Below are 19,808 nucleotides of genomic sequence, written 5' to 3' on the forward strand. Positions count from 1 at the left end.
TCCTTTTTCTGATTTTGAGACATCAGTCGTCGTAAAACTAGGAACTTTACAATTTAGGATAAATTTGATAAAATATGCCTATGTTATAAAAAGTGACATAAAGGAGTGAATAATGATCAAAATGAAAAAAAGACTTATCGGAACTGGTCTAGTCCTAGCTACAGGGATTTTGCTCTCGGCATGTGGACAGTCCAACACAGATACAAGCACCTTCTCATCAACATTTGGTGCGAATCCGACAACTTTTAACTATCTTCTAGATTATTATGCAGATAATACTGCTGTTATTACCAATCTCGTAGATGGTTTGTTAGAGAATGACAGCTATGGCAACCTAACGCCAGCTCTAGCTGAGGATTGGTCTGTTTCAGCAGATGATTTGACCTATACCTACAAACTCAGAAAAGATGCCAAGTGGTACACAGCCGATGGAGAAGAGTATGCTCCAGTCAAAGCTCAGGATTTTGTCACTGGGATCAAATATGCCGCTGACAACAAGGGGCAAGCCATGGATCTGATCCAAAATTCAATCAAGGGATTGAATGACTATGTGACGGGTGTGACTAATGACTTTTCAACTGTTGGTGTCAAAGCATTGGATGATTACACAGTCGAGTACACTTTAACTCGACCAGAGCCGTATTGGAATTCAAAAACAACCAATAGTATCCTTTTCCCAGTCAACGAAGAGTTCTTGAAATCAAAGGATAAAGATTTTGGAACCTTGACACCAGACAGTATCCTTTATAATGGTCCATATTTGTTAAAAGATTTTACATCAAAATCGTCAATCGAATATGTGAAGAATCCACACTACTATGACCATGATAAAGTGACCATTGAAAAAGTTAAATTAGCCTATTTTGATGGCTCTGATCAAGAGATGACCATTCGAAACTTTGAAAGTGGTGCCTATTCACTTGCGGGAGTCTATCCAAATAGCTCGAGCTATGCCAAGACGAAAGAAAAATACCAAGACAATATTGTTTATAGCTTACAAGACAAGACTTCTTGGTACTTCAACTTTAATGTAAACCGTAAAGCCTATAACCATACTGCTAAAACATCAGACCAGCAAAAGAACTCAACGCAAACAGCGATTTTAAATAAAAACTTCCGTCAGGCCTTGAACTTTGCCATCGATCGTACAGCCTACTCTGCCCAATCTAACGGGCAAGAAGCAGCAAGTAATACCCTTCGTAATACCCTTGTTCCCCCTACATTTGTGCAAGTGGGAGATAAGAGCTTTGGGGAAGTGGTCTCTTCTAAACTTGTTCAGTATGGAACAGAATGGTCAGAAATCAACTTGTCGGATGCCCAAGACGGTTACTTTAACAGGGAAAAGGCTCAAGCAAAATTTGCGGAAGCTAAAAAGGAATTGGAAGCCCAAGGGGTGACCTTCCCCATTCATTTGGACATCCCGGTTGATCAAACCAATAAAAATGCAGTTTCTGGTATGAATTCACTTAAACAGACACTTGAAACAGTACTAGGTTCTGATCATGTCGTCATTGATGTTCAGCAACTTTCAACGGATGACTTTGGGAATGTCGCTTTCCTAGCTCCAAATCCAGCAGCTCGTGATTACGATTTGAACTTTGATGGCTGGGTTGGTGATTACCAAGATCCGTCAACTTATCTGGATCCATTTAATGCAGAAGATGGCTTCTATCTCAAGATTTTCGGTTTAGATGCTAAGGAAGATCAGGATAAAATTAAGAGTTTGGGATTGGATACCTATACGAAACTTCTAAAAGAAGCAGATGCTGAGAATAAAGACGTTTCTAAACGTTATGAAAAATACGCTGAAGCTCAAGCTTGGATGATTGACAATTCTCTAGTCATGTCTGCTATGTCAAATGGTGGTACGGCCTCTGTAACCAAAGTAACTCCATTTACACGTGCCTACTCTCTAGTGGGAATCAAAGGTGATGGAAATAACTACAAGTATATGAGACTGCAAAAAGATCCTGTTACCAAGAAACAATTTGATGAAGCCAAGACTAAGTGGGAAGAAGAGAGTAAAAAGGCTATCGAAAAGAGCCAAAAAGAATTTAAAAATCATATCAAATAACGGCGAAAACAAGGTTTCCTTCAAGAGGCCTTGTTTTTTGTTTGCCAAAATTCTCGATGCTGAAAGCCCTAACTTCAAAAAATGATCAAGAAAAAGGAATGAAAACGCTGAGAATTGTGGGAATGAATGGAATTTACTCTACTTTTGTGATATAATTACTTTAATTATTATAGTATAGGGGAGTGTCATGACGAAACGTTCAAAGAGATCTCGCTCAGGAAAAGTAAAGCGAAGCGTTAACATAGCCTTGTTAACTGTTTATCTATTGTTGGCTAGCTTTTTATTGTTTTTGATTTTTAAATACCATATCCTTGCTTTTAGATATTTTAATCTAGTGGCAACTGCGTTAGTTCTACTAGTTGCCTTAGCAGAGCTACTCTTGATTATCTATAAAAAAGCTGAAAAATTTACTATTTTTCTGTTGGTGCTCTCTATCCTTGTGAGCTCTGTTTCACTTTTTGCAGTACAGCAGTTTGTTGGACTGACCAATCGTTTAAATGCGACTTCTAATTACTCAGAATATTCTATCAGTGTTGCTGTTTTAGCAGATAGTGAGATTGGAAATGTTACGCAACTGACGAGTGTGACAGCACCGACTGGGACTGATAATGAAAATATTCAAAAACTACTAGCTGATATCAAGTCAAGTCAGAATACCGATTTGACGGTCAATCAGAGTTCGTCTTACTTGGCGGCTTACAAGAGTCTGATTGCAGGTGACACCAAGGCCATTGTCTTAAATAGTGTCTTTGAAAATATCATCGAGTCAGAGTATCCGGACTATGCGTCAAAGATTAAAAAGATTTATACTAAGGGATTCACTAAAAAAGTAGAAGCTCCTAAAACTTCAAAGAGTCAGTCTTTTAATATCTATGTGAGTGGTATTGATACTTATGGTCCGATTAGTTCAGTGTCGCGTTCAGACGTCAATATCCTGATGACTGTTAATCGAGATACCAAGAAAATTCTCTTGACCACAACGCCACGTGATGCTTATGTACCAATCGCAGATGGTGGAAATAATCAAAAAGATAAATTGACCCATGCGGGCATTTATGGAGTTGATTCATCCATTCACACCTTAGAAAATCTCTATGGGGTGGATATCAATTACTATGTGCGATTGAACTTCACTTCGTTTTTGAAATTGATTGATTTGTTGGGTGGGGTAGATGTTTATAATGATCAGGAATTCACAGCTCTTGCTAATAAAAAACACTATTCTATCGGTAATGTCCATTTAGATTCAGAAGAGGCACTCGCTTTTGTTCGCGAGCGCTACTCTCTAGCAGATGGTGACCGCGACCGCGGGCGCAATCAACAAAAGGTGATTGTGGCTATCCTTCAAAAATTAACGTCGACCGAAGCACTGAAAAATTATAGTACGATTATTGATAGCTTGCAAGATTCTATCCAAACAAACATGCCGCTTGAGACCATGATGAACTTGGTCAATGCTCAGTTAGAAAGTGGTGGAACTTACAAAGTGAATTCGCAAGACTTGAAAGGTACAGGACGGATGGATCTTCCTTCCTATGCGATGCCAGATAGCAACCTCTATATGATGGAAATTGACGACAGTAGCCTTGCATCTGTCAAAACTGCTATTCAAGACGTGTTGGAGGGAAGATGAAATGATTGATATTCATTCGCACATTGTCTTTGATGTAGATGATGGTCCCAAGTCGAGAGAGGAAAGCAAGGCCCTCTTGACAGAAGCCTACAGGCAGGGGGTGCGAACCATTGTCTCTACCTCTCATCGTCGCAAGGGCATGTTTGAAACTCCAGAAGAGAAGATAGCAGAAAATTTTCTTCAGGTTCGGGAAATAGCTAAGGAAGTTGCGAGTGACTTGGTCATTGCTTATGGGGCGGAAATTTACTACACACCAGATGTTCTGGATAAGTTGGAAAAAAAGCAGATTCCGACCCTCAATGATAGTCGTTATGCCTTGATAGAGTTTAGTATGAACACCCCTTATCGCGATATTCATAGCGCCTTGAGCAAGATCTTGATGTTGGGAATTACTCCAGTCATTGCCCACATCGAGCGCTATGATGCTCTTGAAAATAATGAAAAATGCGTTCGAGAACTGATCGATATGGGCTGTTACACGCAAGTAAATAGTTCACACATCCTCAAACCCAAACTTTTTGGAGAACGTTATAAATTCATGAAAAAAAGAGCTCAGTATTTTTTAGAGCAGGATTTGGTTCATGTCATTGCAAGTGATATGCACAATCTAGACGGTAGACCTCCTCATATGGCAGAAGCATATGACCTTGTTACTCAAAAATACGGAGAAGCGAAGGCTCAAGAACTCTTTATAGACAATCCTCGAAAAATTGTAATGGATCAACTAATTTAGGAGAAATGATGAAAGAACAAAATACGATAGAAATCGATGTATTTCAATTACTTAAAACCTTGTGGAAACGCAAGCTAATTATTTTATTAGTGGCACTTGTGACAGGTGCGGGAGCTTTTGCATATAGCACTTTTATCGTTAAGCCAGAATATACGAGTACTACGCGTATTTACGTAGTGAATCGCAATCAAGGAGATAAGCCGGGGTTGACAAATCAGGACTTGCAGGCAGGATCTTATCTGGTAAAAGACTACCGTGAGATTATCCTTTCGCAGGATGTATTGGAAAAGGTAGCGACAAATTTGAAATTGGATATGCCAGCAAAAACGTTAGCCGGCAAAGTTCAAGTGACTGTACCAACTGACACTCGTATCGTTTCAATTTCTGTCAAGGATAAACAACCAGAGGAAGCCAGTCGCATCGCTAATTCTCTACGAGAAGCTGCTGCAGAAAAGATCATCGCTGTAACGCGAGTATCTGATGTAACGACGCTTGAAGAAGCGCGACCAGCTACGACTCCCTCTTCTCCAAATGTTCGACGCAACACCTTGTTTGGTTTTCTTGGAGGAGCCGTCGTAACAGTAATTACTGTTCTTTTGATTGAGTTGCTTGATACCCGTGTGAAACGTCCTGAAGATGTTGAAGATGTACTGCAAATTCCACTTTTAGGGGTCGTTCCAGATTTGGACAAAATGAAATAGGAGGAAGTTATGCCAACGTTAGAAATCTCACAGGCAAAATTGGATCTTGTAAAAAAGGCAGAGGAGTATTATAATGCTTTGTGCACGAACCTACAGTTAAGTGGAGATGATTTGAAAGTATTTTCTATCACTTCAGTGAAACCAGGAGAAGGAAAATCAACGACTTCCACTAATATCGCTTGGGCTTTTGCGCGTGCAGGTTACAAAACGCTGCTGATTGATGGAGATATTCGCAATTCTGTTATGTCAGGTGTCTTTAAAGCAAGAGATAAGATTACAGGTCTGACAGAATTTCTATCAGGAACTACAGACCTATCACAAGGGCTCTGTGATACCAATATCGAAAATCTCTTTGTAATTCAGGCTGGATCTGTGTCACCGAATCCGACAGCTCTTCTTCAAAGTAAGAATTTCAGTACAATGCTTGAAACCTTGCGTAAATATTTTGACTACATCATTGTAGACACTGCTCCCGTAGGTGCCGTGATTGATGCAGCTATCATTACGCGAAAATGTGATGCTTCTATTTTAGTGACGGCAGCGGGTGAAACAAATCGAAGGGATATTCAAAAAGCGAAAGAACAACTGGAACACACAGGGAAGCCGTTTTTAGGAGTTGTATTGAATAAATTCGATACTTCAGTAGACAAATACGGTTCTTATGGAAATTATGGAGATTACGGGGAAAAATAAAAAATAGGTTGGGGGATAGAGATGAATGGAAAAGTAGTAAAGCCTTCATTGGCCATAATCCAGAGTTTTCTTGTCATTTTAGTGACTTATCTGCTTAGCGCTGTGAGAGAAACAGAGATTGTTTCAACAACAGCTATTGCACTTTATATCCTCCATTATTTTGTCTTTTATATCAGTGATTATGGACAGGATTTTTTTAAAAGGGGATATTTTATTGAACTTGTCCAGACATTGAAATATATCCTATTCTTTGCGCTAGCGATTAGTATTTCTAATTTTTTCTTAGAAGATCGATTTAGTATTTCTAGACGAGGCATGATTTACTTCCTCACATTACATGCTCTCTTAGTCTATGTGCTAAACTTATTTATCAAGTGGTATTGGAAGCGAGCTTACCCCAATTTTAAAGGAAGTAAGAAGATCCTCTTGCTCACAGCAACTTCTCGTGCCGAAAAGGTACTGGATAGACTAATAGAATCAAATGAGGTTGTTGGGGAGTTGGTAGCTGTCAGTGTTTTAGACAAACCAGATTTTCAGCATAATTCTTTAAAGGTAGTAGCAGAGGAGGAGATAGTAGACTTTGCGACTCATGAGGTGGTCGATGAAGTCTTTATCAATCTTCCAAGTGAAAAATACAATATTGGAGAGCTTATCTCTCAGTTTGAAACGATGGGAATTGATGTAACAGTCAATCTAAATGCTTTTGATCGTAGTTTGGCACGTAACAAGCAAATTCGTGAGATGGCAGGATTAAACGTTGTGACTTTTTCTACAACATTTTATAAGACTAGTCACGTGATTGCTAAGCGGATTATTGATATAGTGGGTGCATTGGTAGGACTGATACTATGTGGTCTAGTCAGTGTTGTACTGGTCCCTTTGATTCGAAAGGATGGGGGCTCTGCTATTTTTGCACAGACGCGTATAGGAAAAAATGGACGACATTTTACTTTTTATAAGTTTCGCTCCATGTGTGTAGATGCTGAGGACAAAAAAAGAGAACTCATGGAACAAAATACCATGCAGGGTGGAATGTTTAAGGTGGACGATGATCCGCGTATCACGAAAATTGGTCGTTTTATAAGGAAGACTAGCTTGGACGAGCTGCCACAGTTTTATAATGTTCTAAAGGGAGATATGAGTTTGGTAGGTACACGACCACCAACAGTGGACGAGTATGAACACTATACCCCAGAACAAAAACGTCGACTAAGTTTTAAACCTGGAATAACAGGCTTATGGCAGGTCAGTGGACGAAGTGAGATTAAGAATTTCGATGAAGTTGTCAAATTAGATGTGGCCTATATAGATGATTGGACAATTTGGAAAGATATTGAAATTTTATTGAAGACAGTTAAGACCGTGTTAAACAGACAGGGAGCTAAATGACTGACTTTTATATTATATATAAGGAAAGCCATCGAATGCACTTCACTTGATATGATATGGATATTTGTTAATATTCTAGATAGATTTGGTGCAAAGGTTTTAAAGCTTACGCGTTTTTAAGATTTTGGTCTTTTTCTTTGGTTGAGCTATTTCTTTACATGTTTTTCTAATTCCATTTTTCCAATTTTTGCTATAATGCTGTGTGAAAATATAAATAGTTTTTGTTGTCAAAGTTAGATTTTTGAATAAGTTTTAAGATAAAATGACTTGTTTTAGACAATTTAATATTTGCTTTTAGAATTACTTTATATGATTTTGGGGAAATTAGATGCGTTGAACACAAGGTATATTCTGGTAATATATGCCTATGTAACCATTCCCAAATCATTCTTTATATGTAAAAAAATCTTGAAGGATGAAGTTTATGAATATTGTTTATGCGACAGATAATAATTTTGTAGATGTATTGTGTGCCTCTATCAAGTCACTTTATACTACTAATTCAGATTTAAATTTAAATTTATGGATTATTGCTGATAATGTTTTTGAGAAAAATAAAGAAAAGGTTAATAATTTGTCAAAACAATATGCACAAAAGGAAATTAATTGGATTGAAAATATTGAAATTCCATTTAGATTACATTTAGATAGAGGATCAATTAGTTCATTCAGTAGGTTATTTTTGGGAAGTGTTCTTCCGAATACAATTAGTGAAATACTCTATCTTGATAGTGATATTATTGTAATGAATTCTTTGAAAAGTCTTTTAAATATTGATTTCGGGAACAAAATTCTTTATGGAGTTAATGATACTTTTAATAAAGAATATAAGAAGGTCTTGGATATACCTATTGATAAAGATATGTTTAATGCTGGAGTTATGTTTATTGATTTAGAGAAGTGGCGAAATAATAATATTGAAGAAAAATTATTGCAAGTAATTCAAAAGTTTAACGGGACTATATTGCAAGGTGATTTAGGAGTTTTGAATGCAGTATTATATAATTCATTTGGAGTACTTCCTCCTGAATATAATTATATGACTATATTCGAAGATATGAGTTATGAAGAAATGATAACATTTAAAAAGCCAATCAATTATTATTCAAAAGAGGAAATTCAAGAAGCGAGAGATCGTATCGTATTACGACATTTTACTACCAGCTTTTTATCAAAACGTCCTTGGCAAGAAGGCAGTACTGTAGCTCATATAGAGCAATTTAAAAAATATTATGAAGGTAGTTACAATGCTGTTAAAGAATCACTTTTATTAAAAGTATTTCAAAAATTACCTAAAAAAAGTGCGGTATTTTTGTTAGGATTTATTCAATCAAAAATTAGACCAAAATTGTATAGAATTTTGAAATAAGGTAAATATTAGTAATGACGAAAAAAGAAAAAATTTTATTAAAAATCCAAGAAGAAGAATTAAAATTATTAAAAGAGTTCATAAGAATATGTTCTCAAAATAAAATCAAATATTTTGCTCTGGGAGGGAGTCTGTTAGGAGCAGTAAGACATAAAGGTTTCATTCCGTGGGATGATGATATGGATCTAGGAATTCCGAGAAATGATTTTGAGAAGTTTACTAATGAAATAGATTTTAACAAATATAATAAAAATTATATTTTAGAAAGTTCTGAAGTGAATTTAGGTGTTATTCAATATAAGTTAAAATCGGGTGTTCAAATATTGGGGGAAAAATATGAAGTATGTTTAGATATATTTCCGTTAGATGGAATGCCAGTAAATAAATTGCAAAAATTTTTTTTTGAAAGAAAAATTCTTTTTTATAGAATGCTTTATAAATTTTCAGTTATAGATCAAGTGGTTGATAAAGATAGAGGAGCTTTTGAAAATTTATTATTTAAAATTGCCAAATTACTCAAACTTAATAAATTTATTTCAACTTCATTGATGAATTGCAAACTTAATAAATTAATAAAAACTTATGATTATAGTAGTTCAAGATATGTAGGTAATATTTTAGGTCGTTACCGTAGTAAAGAAATTGTAGAAAAGAATTTTTTTGGAAAGGGAGTTTTATTACCCTTTGAAGATATATATATTAATTGTCCAGTAAATTATGACTGTTATTTAAAAAATATTTATTGTGATTATATGCAGTTACCGCCGGTTGAAGATAGAATTCCACATTTTGAGGAGCTAAAAAATAAATGAAAAAAATAGGTATAGTGAAATGGGAAATGCATACTGCTGGTGGTGGAGAAAAAGTAGCAATAAATTTAGCAAGTGAGTTGTCACAAAAATATGAGGTCCATCTAGTGTCAATGTTTTCAAATGCTGAAGTTTTTTTCCCATTGAATAATTCTTTCCGTTTTGTAAATTTATCTTCAAAAAAGCTATCAATGAGTAAGAATTTTTTAGAAGCCGTGAAAAAATTGAGAACATACATTATTGAGCATGATCTTGATATTGTTTTGGGCATTGGAATAAGTATGAATTGTATTGGAATTGCAAGTACATTAGGAATGGAGGTGAAATTTGTTTCATGTGACCATACAAATTCAATCGTTGATTTAGATACTAGAGTAAAAAGAATTCAAAGGTATGTGGCATCTAGATTTGCAGATAAGATAATTACACTTACTACATCAGATAGAGATAATTATATAAAAAAATATAAATTGAATCCCCTAAAAATAGACTATATTTATAACTGGGTGGATCCACTTGTAGTAGATAAATTATTTGATAGAAACTCTAAGAAGCTTGTTACTGTTGGACGCTTTGATAAACAAAAAGGTTATGATTTGTTATCTAAGGTAGCAATTCAAGTATTATTAAAGAATCCAGATTGGGAATGGGATATATATGGTTCGGGCAATGAGCAAATAAAACAAGATCTGATTACTGAATTGTATAAAGGTGGTGTTTTATCACGAGTTCATTTTAAAGGGAATGTAAAAGGTACAGAAAATATTTATCCGGGTCATGCTATTTATGTAATGACTTCTCGTTATGAAGGCCTTCCCTTAGTTCTTTTAGAAGCTAAACAGTACGGACTACCTATTGTTAGTTTTAAATGTCCAACTGGTCCATCAGAAATAGTTTTAGATGAAGAAAATGGATATTTAGTTGACAATTACGATGTTGACTACATGAGTAGAAAAATTTCTGATTTAATTGAAAACGAGAATTTGAGATTAAAATTTTCAGATGAATCAATGAAGGATACTGATAAATTCAGCAAGAAAAAGATTATAAAGCAGTGGGAAGACTTAATTGAAGAAATGATAGGGGAATAGAATGGGAAAGAAATTATTAACTGTAGTAGTACCGACATATAATATAGAAAGTTACATTAGGAAGTGTATTGATTCTTTTAAATCAATTAATGATAAGTACTATGATTTATTTGAAGTATTGGTTATAAATGACGGTAGTCATGATAATTCTATAAATGTAGTAGAAGAGATGGTTAATGGAAGTGATTTAGATTTAAAAATCATTAATAAAGAAAATGAAGGACACGGTTCGACAATAAATAGAGGAATAAAAGAATCCAAAGGGAAGTACTTTAAAGTTGTGGATGGGGATGATTGGGTTGATACATTACATTTCGAACAATTTTTAGAAAAACTATCCCAAGTTGATGTCGATATGGTGATTACGGATTTTACCGAACAACATATTTATGATGGGAGTATGGTCCGAATTAATTTTAATAATAATTTAGAAGATGGGAAAGTAGTACAGTCTCTTCCTGAAAATCGAATTCCTATGCATGCACTTACATATAAATTAAATGTATTGAAGGATAATAACATTACTATCAGTGAAAATACTTTTTATGTAGATATAGAATACACGCTTCTGCCAATGAAATATGTTGAGAACTATATGTATTTAAATTTAGATATCTATCAATATTTTTTAGGTAGACCAGATCAAAGTATGAATATTAACGTAATGAAACAAAAATCTGATCATCATGAGAGAGTTACAAAAAGAATATTGGATTTTTATCATGAAATTAAATTAAATAGACAATTGGAAAAGATTGTAAGAGACACATTAACATATCTAATAGGTAAACAGTGCTTACTATATTTGATGAATAATGATCTGAGTAGTATAGATGGATTATTTTCTTATGCTGAAGAAAGTAATTTCAATTGGAAATACGATAGAAAACAAAAAACAACCTCTTTGTTGTATTTAAATTATAAAACAAAGGGAGTATTCAGCTTTGTAATTCATTCAATATTATCCAAAAAGAAGAAAGAAATAAGTAATTCCGATGTTCATTAGTATTATTATTCCAGTATATAATGTGAAAGACTATCTGCATTATGCAATGGAAAGTTTATTTAGACAAACATATAAGGACTTTGAAGTTATTTTAGTCAATGATGGTTCAACAGATGATTCTGGAGAATTATGTAATCACTACGCTGAAAATCATGAGAATATTTATGTTTTTCATAAAAAAAATGGCGGACTCTCGGATGCTAGAAATTTTGGTGTTGAGAAAGCTTCTTCGGATTGGATAGTTTTTCTGGATCCAGATGACTATTTGGAAATAGATGCTTTAGAACTACTGGTTAAGATTCAGAAAAGATATGACGCAGATTTGATATCAACTAAAGTAAAATCTACCTCGACATATGAAGATTATAATTCTGACCATATAGGAGAATCTGATTATAGTAATCTTGATGTTCTTTCGAAAGAGGAAGCACTTGAACTAATGCTCCAAGATAAAGTTGCAACAGTATCAGCCTGTGCTAAACTATATCATAAGAGTATTTTAGAAAGAGCTCCCTTCCCTATTGGGAAAATCTATGAAGATTTTTATGTTGTTGGTGAACATTTAGCATTAGCAAATAGAATTGTGATTAGCCCATATAAAACCTACAATTACTATTGTCGACCAGGAAGTATTGTTCGATCTAAGTTTACTGTAAAGAGATTTAACTTTTTTGAAGCTGCTGAATATAATCGTAGCATTATTAAAAAGCATTACAATTCAAAAGAACTTGAAGATGTTTTGAACATCAAAATAGTACAGGGTTCCTTTTCTATTTCTTCGTCAGCCGCTGAATCAGATGTAGAATCCTTACTATTAATTAGGAGGAAACTATTCTCATTGTATTGGAGTGTTTTTGCATCTCCAAAAGCTTCTTTTAGACTGAAATTGAAATATACGTTATTTTTACTTTTTCCTAAAGAATATTACAAATTAAAAAAAATGATAAAGAAAGTGGATTAAATGTCAGTTAGAAAACTATCTTTAATAGATATACTGGACTATATGTGGATAATATTAATTATTGTACAGTGTCATTCAATATATACAGTAAAATCTGAACCTTTTAACTTGACTGTGCTGTTATTAGTTACAACGGCAATGTTATTGTTACTCAATTTATTACGATTCACTTTGTCAATAAAATTTATACATAAATTTATTTATATGTTAGGGCTATATTTTATAGCAATAGTTACATTTTTTTTAACGAACATAGGTGCTAATCTTACTATACTAAATATTACGAAGTATTTTATAATGCTCCCTTTATTTTTTTTAATAAATAGCATTTATATGAATAAAAAGATTTTACCAGCATTACTATCTAAATTTGTAAATGTAGTAGTAATTTTAGCGATATTTTCTTTATTCTTTTGGATATTTGGGACACTTCTGAATGTTGTACATCCTACCTCGACAGTAATTAATCAGTGGTCTGGTGGTCGATTAATAAATAGCTACTATAACCTATATTTTGAAACCCAACAGATGATTTTTTTTGGGATCCATATAATACGAAATTCAGGAATATTTGCTGAATCTCCTATTTGGGGGCTAATACTAAGTATCGCTTATGTTACTGATTTACTTATTTTAAAATCTGATAAAAATAATAAGCGTAATATAATTATTCTGACAATGTTAAGCACGATTTCAACGACAGGTATAATTATTATCGGGTTAGCTATATTATATAAAATAACTACCAATCGTCATAAGGCAAAACTTTTACTATTCCCTGTCACATTGGGTTTAGGTTTCTCTTTATTGCTCCTATTGAGTGAGAAATCTGAGACAGTTTCAGCAAATCTTAGAGTTGATGATTATAACATCGGCTTTAAAGTATGGAAGGCAAGTTTTTGGATAGGGCATGGATTGAATAATGGTATACTAGCAATTCAATCACATATTCCAACGTTTGAAAGAAGTTTAGGCTATAGTAATACATTATTTGTTATTTTGGCTCAGGGAGGTTTATTATTATTCCTGATTTACTTTTCTCCTATGATACTGATATTGTTTAAGAAAAATATTAATCTTGATTTTAAGTTTGCTATTATCTTATTCTTTATCTTAGTAACAACAATTATTTTTGAAGGGACGTTTTTATTTTTCTGGATTTTAACATTATCGTATAGCTACTATTCCTTTGTAACATTAGACAAAACAGGAACGTAAAGTAGATAATATATAATGTCATATGTAAATTTTGATATTTGTCTAATCAACTTATTCTTATTATTGTGACATTCTTACTTTTAATGTTGATGATAGAAACAAATCTTTTGAAGCAAGTGAAATAAATTAATAAAACATGAAAGTACTAAAAAACTACGCCTACAACCTTTCTTACCAGTTGTTGGTAATTATACTCCCGACCATTACGACTCCCTATGTAACACGGGTCTTTTCTTCGGATGATTTAGGGACTTATGGTTATTTCAATTCCATCGTTACTTATTTTATCCTCTTGGCGACATTAGGGATTGCGAACTATGGGACCAAGGTCATTTCAGGGCATCGAAAGGAAATTGAAAAAAACTTTTGGGGAATCTACACTCTGCAATTAGGTGCAACAGTTCTTTCTCTAACCTTATACGGTCTTCTTTGTTTAACTCTTCCCATTATGCAAAATCCAGTAGCCTACATTCTAGGATTAAGTTTGGTTTCCAAAGGACTAGATATTTCTTGGCTTTTTCAAGGACTAGAGGATTTTCGAAAGATTACTGTTCGAAATATCACAGTCAAGCTCGTTGGTGTAATCTCTATCTTCCTCTTTGTCAAATCTGCAGATGACCTATACCTCTATGTCTTTTTGCTAACCATATTTGAACTCTTGGGACAATTAAGTATGTGGTTGCCGGCCCGAGAGTTTATTGGCAAGCCCCATGTTGATTTAGAATATGCTAGATACCATTTAAAACCAATTATTTTATTATTTCTTCCTCAGATAGCAATCTCTTTATACGTTACTTTAGATCGTACGATGCTTGGAGTTTTAGCCTCTACAAAAGATGTAGGAATCTATGATCAGGCACTTAAATTGGTGAATATTTTATTAACCTTGGTAACGTCATTGGGGAGCGTCATGTTGCCTCGAGTTGCTAATTTATTAGCAACAAACAATCATGAAGAAGTCAATAAGATGCATGAGATTTCATTCCTAGTTTATAATTTGATTATTTTTCCGATTATGGCAGGTATGTTGATTGTTAATGACGATTTTGTTCAATTTTTCCTTGGTCAAGATTTTCAAGATGCACGTTTCGCGATAGCAATCATGATCTTTAGGATGTTCTTTATCGGCTGGACCAATATTATGGGAATCCAGATTTTAATTCCACATAATAAAAATAAAGAATTTATGATTTCAACAACGGTTCCCGCAATTACCAGTGTGGGATTAAATTTGTTGTTTCTTCCCAAACTTGGTTATATGGGGGCTGCAATTGTCTCGGTCTTGACTGAAGCCTTTGTTTGGGCAATTCAACTGTTCTTTACTCGCAAATATATAAAAGATGTTCCGATTATCGGATCGATGATGAAGATTATTCTAGCATCAGCTATTATGTATGGCCTCTTGCTAGTTTCAAAAACAGTCATACATTTTTCGCCAACCATAAATGTTTTAGCATTTGCTGTGATTGGTGGAATCATTTACCTTTTTGCGATTCTATCTCTAAAAGTGGTAGATGTGAAAGAATTAAAACAAATAATTAGGAAAAATTAGATGCGCAAATATCGAAATATTAACTTAGATCTACTAAAAGTACTTGCATGTGTTGGGGTTGTTCTACTCCATACAGCGATGGGTGGATTTAAAGAGACAGGTTCATGGAATTTTTCGACATATTTATACTATTTAGGAACCTATTCTATCCCTTTATTTTTTATGGTTAATGGTTATTTATTGTTAGGAAAGAGAGAGATTACCTATTCCTATATACTGCAGAAAGTAAAATGGATTCTAATAACAGTATCGTCATGGTCCGTAATCATTTGGCTTTTTAAACGAGATTTTACAGTTAATCCAATTAAAAAAATTATAGGTTCTTTGATACAAAAGGGGTATTTCTTCCAGTTTTGGTTTTTTGGTGCACTCATAATTATTTATATATGTTTGCCTGTTTTGAAAAAATTCCTTAATTCAAAAAGAAGTTATTTATACATCCTATCTGTATTGCTAGTTGTTGGTTTGATTTTTGAGTTAACAAATATTGTACTTCAAATGCCAATACAAACATATGTTATACAAACCTTTAGGTTATGGACTTGGTTTTTCTATTATCTTTTAGGTGGCTTTATAGCTCAATTTGACAAAGATATTATCAAAAATAGGTTTAAGAGATGGATGAAAATAATCGTAGTGTTTTTGTTCCTGGTTTCGCCTTTAATATTATTTTTCTTAGCAAGAACCACTTATCATAATTTTTTTGCTGAATATTTTTATGATCTTCTATTTGTAAAAGTTGTAAGTTTAGGAATTTTTCTAACTATATTCTCACTTGTATTGAATCAAGATAGCAACAAATGGATTATTTTTCTTTCTAACCAAACTATGGGTGTCTTTATAATACACACTTATATTATGAAAGTGTGGGAAAAACTATTTGGTTTTAGTTTTGTAGGAGCATATTTACTTTTTGCTATATTTACTTTAAGTGTTAGTTTTATTATTGTTGGAATGTTAATGAAAATCCCTTATTTCAATCGAATTGTTAAATTATAAAAAGGAGAATAATATGTACGACTATCTAATCGTCGGTGCGGGTTTGTCTGGAGCAATCTTCGCACACGAAGCTACAAAACGTGGAAAAAAAGTAAAAGTGATTGATAAACGCGATCACATTGGTGGGAACATCTACTGTGAGAATGTAGAAGGTATCAATGTTCATAAATATGGTGCCCATATATTCCATACGTCTAATAAAAAAGTCTGGGACTACGTCAATCAATTTGCAGAGTTTAATAATTATATCAACTCCCCTGTTGCGAACTATAAGGGAAGTCTTTATAATCTTCCTTTCAATATGAATACTTTCTATGCTATGTGGGGGACAAAAACTCCACAGGAAGTGAAAGATAAGATTGCTGAGCAGACAGCTGATATGAAGGATGTTGAGCCGAAAAATCTGGAAGAACAAGCTATCAAGCTGATTGGTCCGGATATCTATGAAAAATTGATCAAGGGCTATACCGAAAAGCAGTGGGGGCGCTCAGCAACAGACCTCCCACCATTTATCATCAAACGCCTTCCAGTTCGTTTAACCTTTGATAATAACTATTTTAACGACCGTTACCAAGGAATTCCTATTGGTGGTTACAATGTCATCATCGAAAATATGCTGAAAGATGTAGAAGTTGAACTTGGAGTAGACTTTTTTGCTCATCGTGAAGAGTTGGAAGCATCTGCTAATAAAGTTGTCTTCACAGGAATGATCGACCAGTATTTTGACTATAAGCACGGAGAGTTAGAATACCGTAGCCTTCGTTTTGAGCATGAAACCTTGGACGAGGAAAATTATCAAGGGAATGCTGTAGTGAACTATACAGAGCGTGAGATCCCTTATACTCGTATCATCGAACACAAACATTTTGAATATGGAACGCAGCCAAAGACAGTTATCACGCGTGAATATCCAGCCGACTGGAAGCGTGGGGACGAGCCCTACTATCCGATCAACGATGAGAAAAATAATGCTATGTTTGCTAAGTACCAAGAGGAAGCAGCGCAGAATGATAAGGTTATCTTCTGTGGGCGCTTAGCAGATTATAAATATTACGATATGCATGTGGTGATTGAACGAGCACTTGAAGTTGTGGAGAAAGAGTTAGGAAACTAAAGATTTGATATTAAAATGAGGGACTACTTCTTTTCCTCATTTTATTCATCTTAATAGGAGATGGAAAAAGCGGCTCTTTGTCAGCTAACATCTGGAGAAGACAATCACTGTCTTCTCCTTTTTTGTTTTTTCAGAATATACCAAATTAACACAAAAATTCTGAAAATTCTGTTGACATCTTTTTGAAAAGAGTCTATAATGGAGAGAAAGTTTTAAAGGAGAAAATGATGAAAAGTTCAAAACTATTTGCCCTTGCGGGCGTGACATTATTGGCGGCGACTACTTTAGCTGCATGCTCTGGATCAGGTTCGAGCGCTAAAGGAGAGAAGACATTCTCATACATTTATGAGACAGACCCTGACAACCTCAACTATTTAACAACTGGTAAAGCTGCGACAACAGAGATTACCAGTAACGTGGTTGATGGTTTGCTAGAAAATGATCGCTACGGGAACTTTGTGCCGTCTATGGCTGAGGATTGGTCTGTATCCAAGGATGGATTGACTTACACTTATACTATCCGTAAGGATGCAAAATGGTATACTTCTGAAGGTGAAGAATACGCGGCAGTCAAAGCTCAAGACTTTGTAACAGGACTTAAGTATGCGGCTGATAAAAAATCAGATGCTCTTTACCTTGTCCAAGAATCGATCAAAGGATTGGACGCCTATGTAAAAGGGGAAATCAAAGATTTCTCACAAGTAGGAATTAAGGCTCTGGATGATCAGACAGTTCAGTACACTTTGAACAAACCAGAAAGCTTCTGGAATTCTAAGACAACAATGGGGGTAATGGCTCCAGTTAACGAAGAGTTTTTGAACTCTAAAGGGGATGATTTCGCCAAAGGGACAGATCCTAGTAGTATTCTCTATAATGGACCATTCTTACTCAAATCAATTGTTGCTAAATCTTCTGTTGAATTTGCGAAAAATCCAAACTATTGGGATAAGGATAATGTCCATCTTGATAAGGTCAAGTTGTCATTCTGGGATGGCCAAGATACCAACAAACCAGCTGAAGCCTTCAAGGATGGAAGCTTTACTATGGCACGTCTCTTCCCAACAAGCGCTAGCTACCCAGAGATTGAGAAATCATTTAAAGATAACATCGTTTATACCCAACAGGATTCGACTACTTATTTAGTAGGTACGAATATTGATCGCCAGTCTTATAAGTATACTTCTAAGACAACGGATGAAGAAAAAACATCTACCAAGAAAGCTCTTCTAAACAAAGATTTCCGTCAAGCTCTTGCTTTTGGTTTTGATAGAACTGCCTATGCCTCTCAAGTAAACGGTGCAAGTGGTGCGACTAAACTGCTTCGTAACTTGTTTGTTCCACCTACATTTGTTCAAGCAGATGGCAAAAACTTTGGTGAGTTGGTCAAAGAAAAATTGGTGACATATGGAGACGAGTGGAAGGATGTAAATTTAGCTGATGCCCAAGATGGACTCTATAACGCAGATAAGGCCAAAGCAGAATTTGCCAAAGCTAAGACAGCTCTTCAAGCAGAAGGTGTGAAATTCCCAATCCACTTGGATATGCCAGTAGACCAAACCAATACAACAAAAGTTCAACGTGTTCAATCCTTCAAACAATCGCTTGAAGCTACTCTAGGGTCAGAGAACGTCGTTGTTGATATCCAACAACTTCAAAAAGATGATGTCTTGAATATCACTTACTTTGCTGAAACTGCAGCTGGAGAAGACTGGGATATCTCAGATAACGTGGGATGGTCTCCAGACTTTGCAGACCCATCTACTTACCTTGATATCATCAAGCCATCTGTCGGAGAAAATACAAAGACTTACCTAGGATTTGACTCTGGAACAAACAACGCTGCAGCTAAGCAAGTTGGTTTGGAAGACTACGAAAAAATGGTTGTAGAAGCCGGGGAAGAAGTGAGTGACGTTTCAAAACGTTATGAGAAATATGCTGCTGCCCAAGCTTGGTTGACCGATAGTGCCTTGATCATCCCAACAACTTCTAAAACTGGTCGTCCAATGTTGTCTAAGATGGTACCATTTACGCTTCCGTTTGCATACTCTGGTAACAAGGGTACAAGCGAAGCCCTCTTGTATAAATACCTAGACGTACAAGATAAACCAGTGACAGCAGAAGAATATCAAAAAGCTCAAGAAAAATGGATGAAAGAAAAAGAAGAGTCGAATAAAAAGGCTCAAGAAGATCTTGCAAAACATGTGAAATAACTGTTGCAAAATATACGAAAGGATTTAGTATTTCTCTTGAATGCTGAATCCTTTTTTACATTTGTAAAGAAAGATTCTAAATTTGGAGCCTGTTTTCTCAGAATAGAGAAAATTTTCGTTAATTTTACTTGTTTCCTATTGCTTTCTCAGCCATTATTTGTTATATTAAAAGCGTAATTATTTTTATTTATCAGGGTTAAGCATTGCACTTTCAGAGGAAGGAGTATTTTTTAAAAAAAAGGAATGTAAACGCTTA

At 34.6% G+C, this 19,808-nt stretch carries 16 protein-coding genes; all 16 read left to right on the forward strand.

Annotated elements, in window-relative coordinates; translation table 11 throughout:
* Positions 1 to 112: 112 nt before the first annotated feature.
* The 16 genes from I6G42_RS03785 (at position 113) to I6G42_RS03860 (ending at position 19,552) form a co-directional block, all read left to right on the forward strand.
* Positions 113 to 2,074: a peptide ABC transporter substrate-binding protein gene (locus I6G42_RS03785; RefSeq protein ID WP_068981895.1), complete on the forward strand. Its 1,962-nt coding sequence runs from the start codon at positions 113 to 115 to the stop codon at positions 2,072 to 2,074.
* Between the two features lie 187 nt (positions 2,075 to 2,261).
* Positions 2,262 to 3,707, forward strand: coding sequence for an LCP family protein (locus I6G42_RS03790; protein WP_038804136.1), 1,446 nt, complete (start codon positions 2,262 to 2,264; stop codon positions 3,705 to 3,707).
* 1 nt (position 3,708) lies between these two features.
* Positions 3,709 to 4,440, forward strand: a complete 732-nt coding sequence (cps4B, locus tag I6G42_RS03795) for a capsular polysaccharide biosynthesis protein Cps4B (RefSeq protein ID WP_038804135.1) — start codon at positions 3,709 to 3,711, stop codon at positions 4,438 to 4,440.
* 8 nt (positions 4,441 to 4,448) lie between these two features.
* Entirely contained in the window at positions 4,449 to 5,141 is a 693-nt protein-coding gene (cpsC, locus tag I6G42_RS03800) for a capsular polysaccharide biosynthesis protein CpsC (RefSeq protein WP_038804134.1), read from the forward strand.
* 9 nt (positions 5,142 to 5,150) lie between these two features.
* On the forward strand, positions 5,151 to 5,834 hold the full coding sequence (locus I6G42_RS03805) for a tyrosine-protein kinase (protein ID WP_038804133.1): 684 nt from the start codon (positions 5,151 to 5,153) through the stop codon (positions 5,832 to 5,834).
* Between the two features lie 21 nt (positions 5,835 to 5,855).
* On the forward strand, positions 5,856 to 7,223 hold the full coding sequence (locus tag I6G42_RS03810) for a sugar transferase (protein WP_038804132.1): 1,368 nt from the start codon (positions 5,856 to 5,858) through the stop codon (positions 7,221 to 7,223).
* Between the two features lie 424 nt (positions 7,224 to 7,647).
* Positions 7,648 to 8,592, forward strand: coding sequence for a glycosyltransferase family 8 protein (locus tag I6G42_RS03815; protein WP_038804131.1), 945 nt, complete (start codon positions 7,648 to 7,650; stop codon positions 8,590 to 8,592).
* A 14-nt stretch (positions 8,593 to 8,606) separates the two neighbouring features.
* Positions 8,607 to 9,404, forward strand: a complete 798-nt coding sequence (locus I6G42_RS03820; RefSeq protein ID WP_038804130.1) for a LicD family protein — start codon at positions 8,607 to 8,609, stop codon at positions 9,402 to 9,404.
* The gene (locus I6G42_RS03825) at positions 9,401 to 10,492 is read left to right on the forward strand and encodes a glycosyltransferase family 4 protein (RefSeq protein WP_038804129.1); all 1,092 of its coding nucleotides are present in this window, start codon (positions 9,401 to 9,403) and stop codon (positions 10,490 to 10,492) included. The genes I6G42_RS03820 and I6G42_RS03825 overlap by 4 nt, the downstream gene beginning before the upstream one ends.
* A gap of 1 nt (position 10,493) precedes the next feature.
* A complete protein-coding gene (locus tag I6G42_RS03830; protein WP_038804128.1) occupies positions 10,494 to 11,498 on the forward strand; it encodes a glycosyltransferase in 1,005 nt (334 codons plus the stop codon).
* Positions 11,488 to 12,459 (forward strand): glycosyltransferase family 2 protein, encoded by a 972-nt coding sequence (locus I6G42_RS03835; RefSeq protein WP_038804127.1) that lies wholly within the window; start codon positions 11,488 to 11,490, stop codon positions 12,457 to 12,459. Before I6G42_RS03830 ends, I6G42_RS03835 begins: the two co-directional genes overlap by 11 nt.
* Positions 12,460 to 12,792: 333 nt before the next feature.
* Entirely contained in the window at positions 12,793 to 13,677 is an 885-nt protein-coding gene (locus I6G42_RS03840) for a hypothetical protein (protein WP_068981897.1), read from the forward strand.
* Between the two features lie 136 nt (positions 13,678 to 13,813).
* Complete coding sequence (locus tag I6G42_RS03845) at positions 13,814 to 15,229, forward strand: flippase (RefSeq protein ID WP_038804126.1); 1,416 nt, start codon at positions 13,814 to 13,816, stop codon at positions 15,227 to 15,229.
* On the forward strand, positions 15,230 to 16,228 hold the full coding sequence (locus I6G42_RS03850) for an acyltransferase (protein ID WP_038804125.1): 999 nt from the start codon (positions 15,230 to 15,232) through the stop codon (positions 16,226 to 16,228).
* Between the two features lie 13 nt (positions 16,229 to 16,241).
* Positions 16,242 to 17,342: a UDP-galactopyranose mutase gene (gene glf / locus I6G42_RS03855; RefSeq protein WP_038804124.1), complete on the forward strand. Its 1,101-nt coding sequence runs from the start codon at positions 16,242 to 16,244 to the stop codon at positions 17,340 to 17,342.
* Between the two features lie 227 nt (positions 17,343 to 17,569).
* On the forward strand, positions 17,570 to 19,552 hold the full coding sequence (locus I6G42_RS03860) for a peptide ABC transporter substrate-binding protein (protein WP_038804123.1): 1,983 nt from the start codon (positions 17,570 to 17,572) through the stop codon (positions 19,550 to 19,552).
* The last annotated feature ends 256 nt before the right edge of the window (positions 19,553 to 19,808 follow it).

Origin of the sequence: Streptococcus oralis (assembly GCF_016028255.1) — a bacterium.
Taxonomy (GTDB): domain Bacteria; phylum Bacillota; class Bacilli; order Lactobacillales; family Streptococcaceae; genus Streptococcus; species Streptococcus oralis_AC.

Coding starts and splice junctions, on each gene's coding strand:
- I6G42_RS03835 (WP_038804127.1), top strand. CDS start 11,488: ATGTTCATTAGTATTATTATTCCAGTATATAATGTGAAAGACTATCTG.
- I6G42_RS03785 (WP_068981895.1), top strand. CDS start 113: ATGATCAAAATGAAAAAAAGACTTATCGGAACTGGTCTAGTCCTAGCT.
- cps4B (WP_038804135.1), top strand. CDS start 3,709: ATGATTGATATTCATTCGCACATTGTCTTTGATGTAGATGATGGTCCC.
- I6G42_RS03830 (WP_038804128.1), top strand. CDS start 10,494: ATGGGAAAGAAATTATTAACTGTAGTAGTACCGACATATAATATAGAA.
- I6G42_RS03840 (WP_068981897.1), top strand. CDS start 12,793: ATGAATAAAAAGATTTTACCAGCATTACTATCTAAATTTGTAAATGTA.
- I6G42_RS03845 (WP_038804126.1), top strand. CDS start 13,814: ATGAAAGTACTAAAAAACTACGCCTACAACCTTTCTTACCAGTTGTTG.
- I6G42_RS03790 (WP_038804136.1), top strand. CDS start 2,262: ATGACGAAACGTTCAAAGAGATCTCGCTCAGGAAAAGTAAAGCGAAGC.
- I6G42_RS03810 (WP_038804132.1), top strand. CDS start 5,856: ATGAATGGAAAAGTAGTAAAGCCTTCATTGGCCATAATCCAGAGTTTT.
- glf (WP_038804124.1), top strand. CDS start 16,242: ATGTACGACTATCTAATCGTCGGTGCGGGTTTGTCTGGAGCAATCTTC.
- I6G42_RS03850 (WP_038804125.1), top strand. CDS start 15,230: ATGCGCAAATATCGAAATATTAACTTAGATCTACTAAAAGTACTTGCA.
- I6G42_RS03815 (WP_038804131.1), top strand. CDS start 7,648: ATGAATATTGTTTATGCGACAGATAATAATTTTGTAGATGTATTGTGT.
- I6G42_RS03860 (WP_038804123.1), top strand. CDS start 17,570: ATGAAAAGTTCAAAACTATTTGCCCTTGCGGGCGTGACATTATTGGCG.
- I6G42_RS03825 (WP_038804129.1), top strand. CDS start 9,401: ATGAAAAAAATAGGTATAGTGAAATGGGAAATGCATACTGCTGGTGGT.
- cpsC (WP_038804134.1), top strand. CDS start 4,449: ATGAAAGAACAAAATACGATAGAAATCGATGTATTTCAATTACTTAAA.
- I6G42_RS03820 (WP_038804130.1), top strand. CDS start 8,607: ATGACGAAAAAAGAAAAAATTTTATTAAAAATCCAAGAAGAAGAATTA.
- I6G42_RS03805 (WP_038804133.1), top strand. CDS start 5,151: ATGCCAACGTTAGAAATCTCACAGGCAAAATTGGATCTTGTAAAAAAG.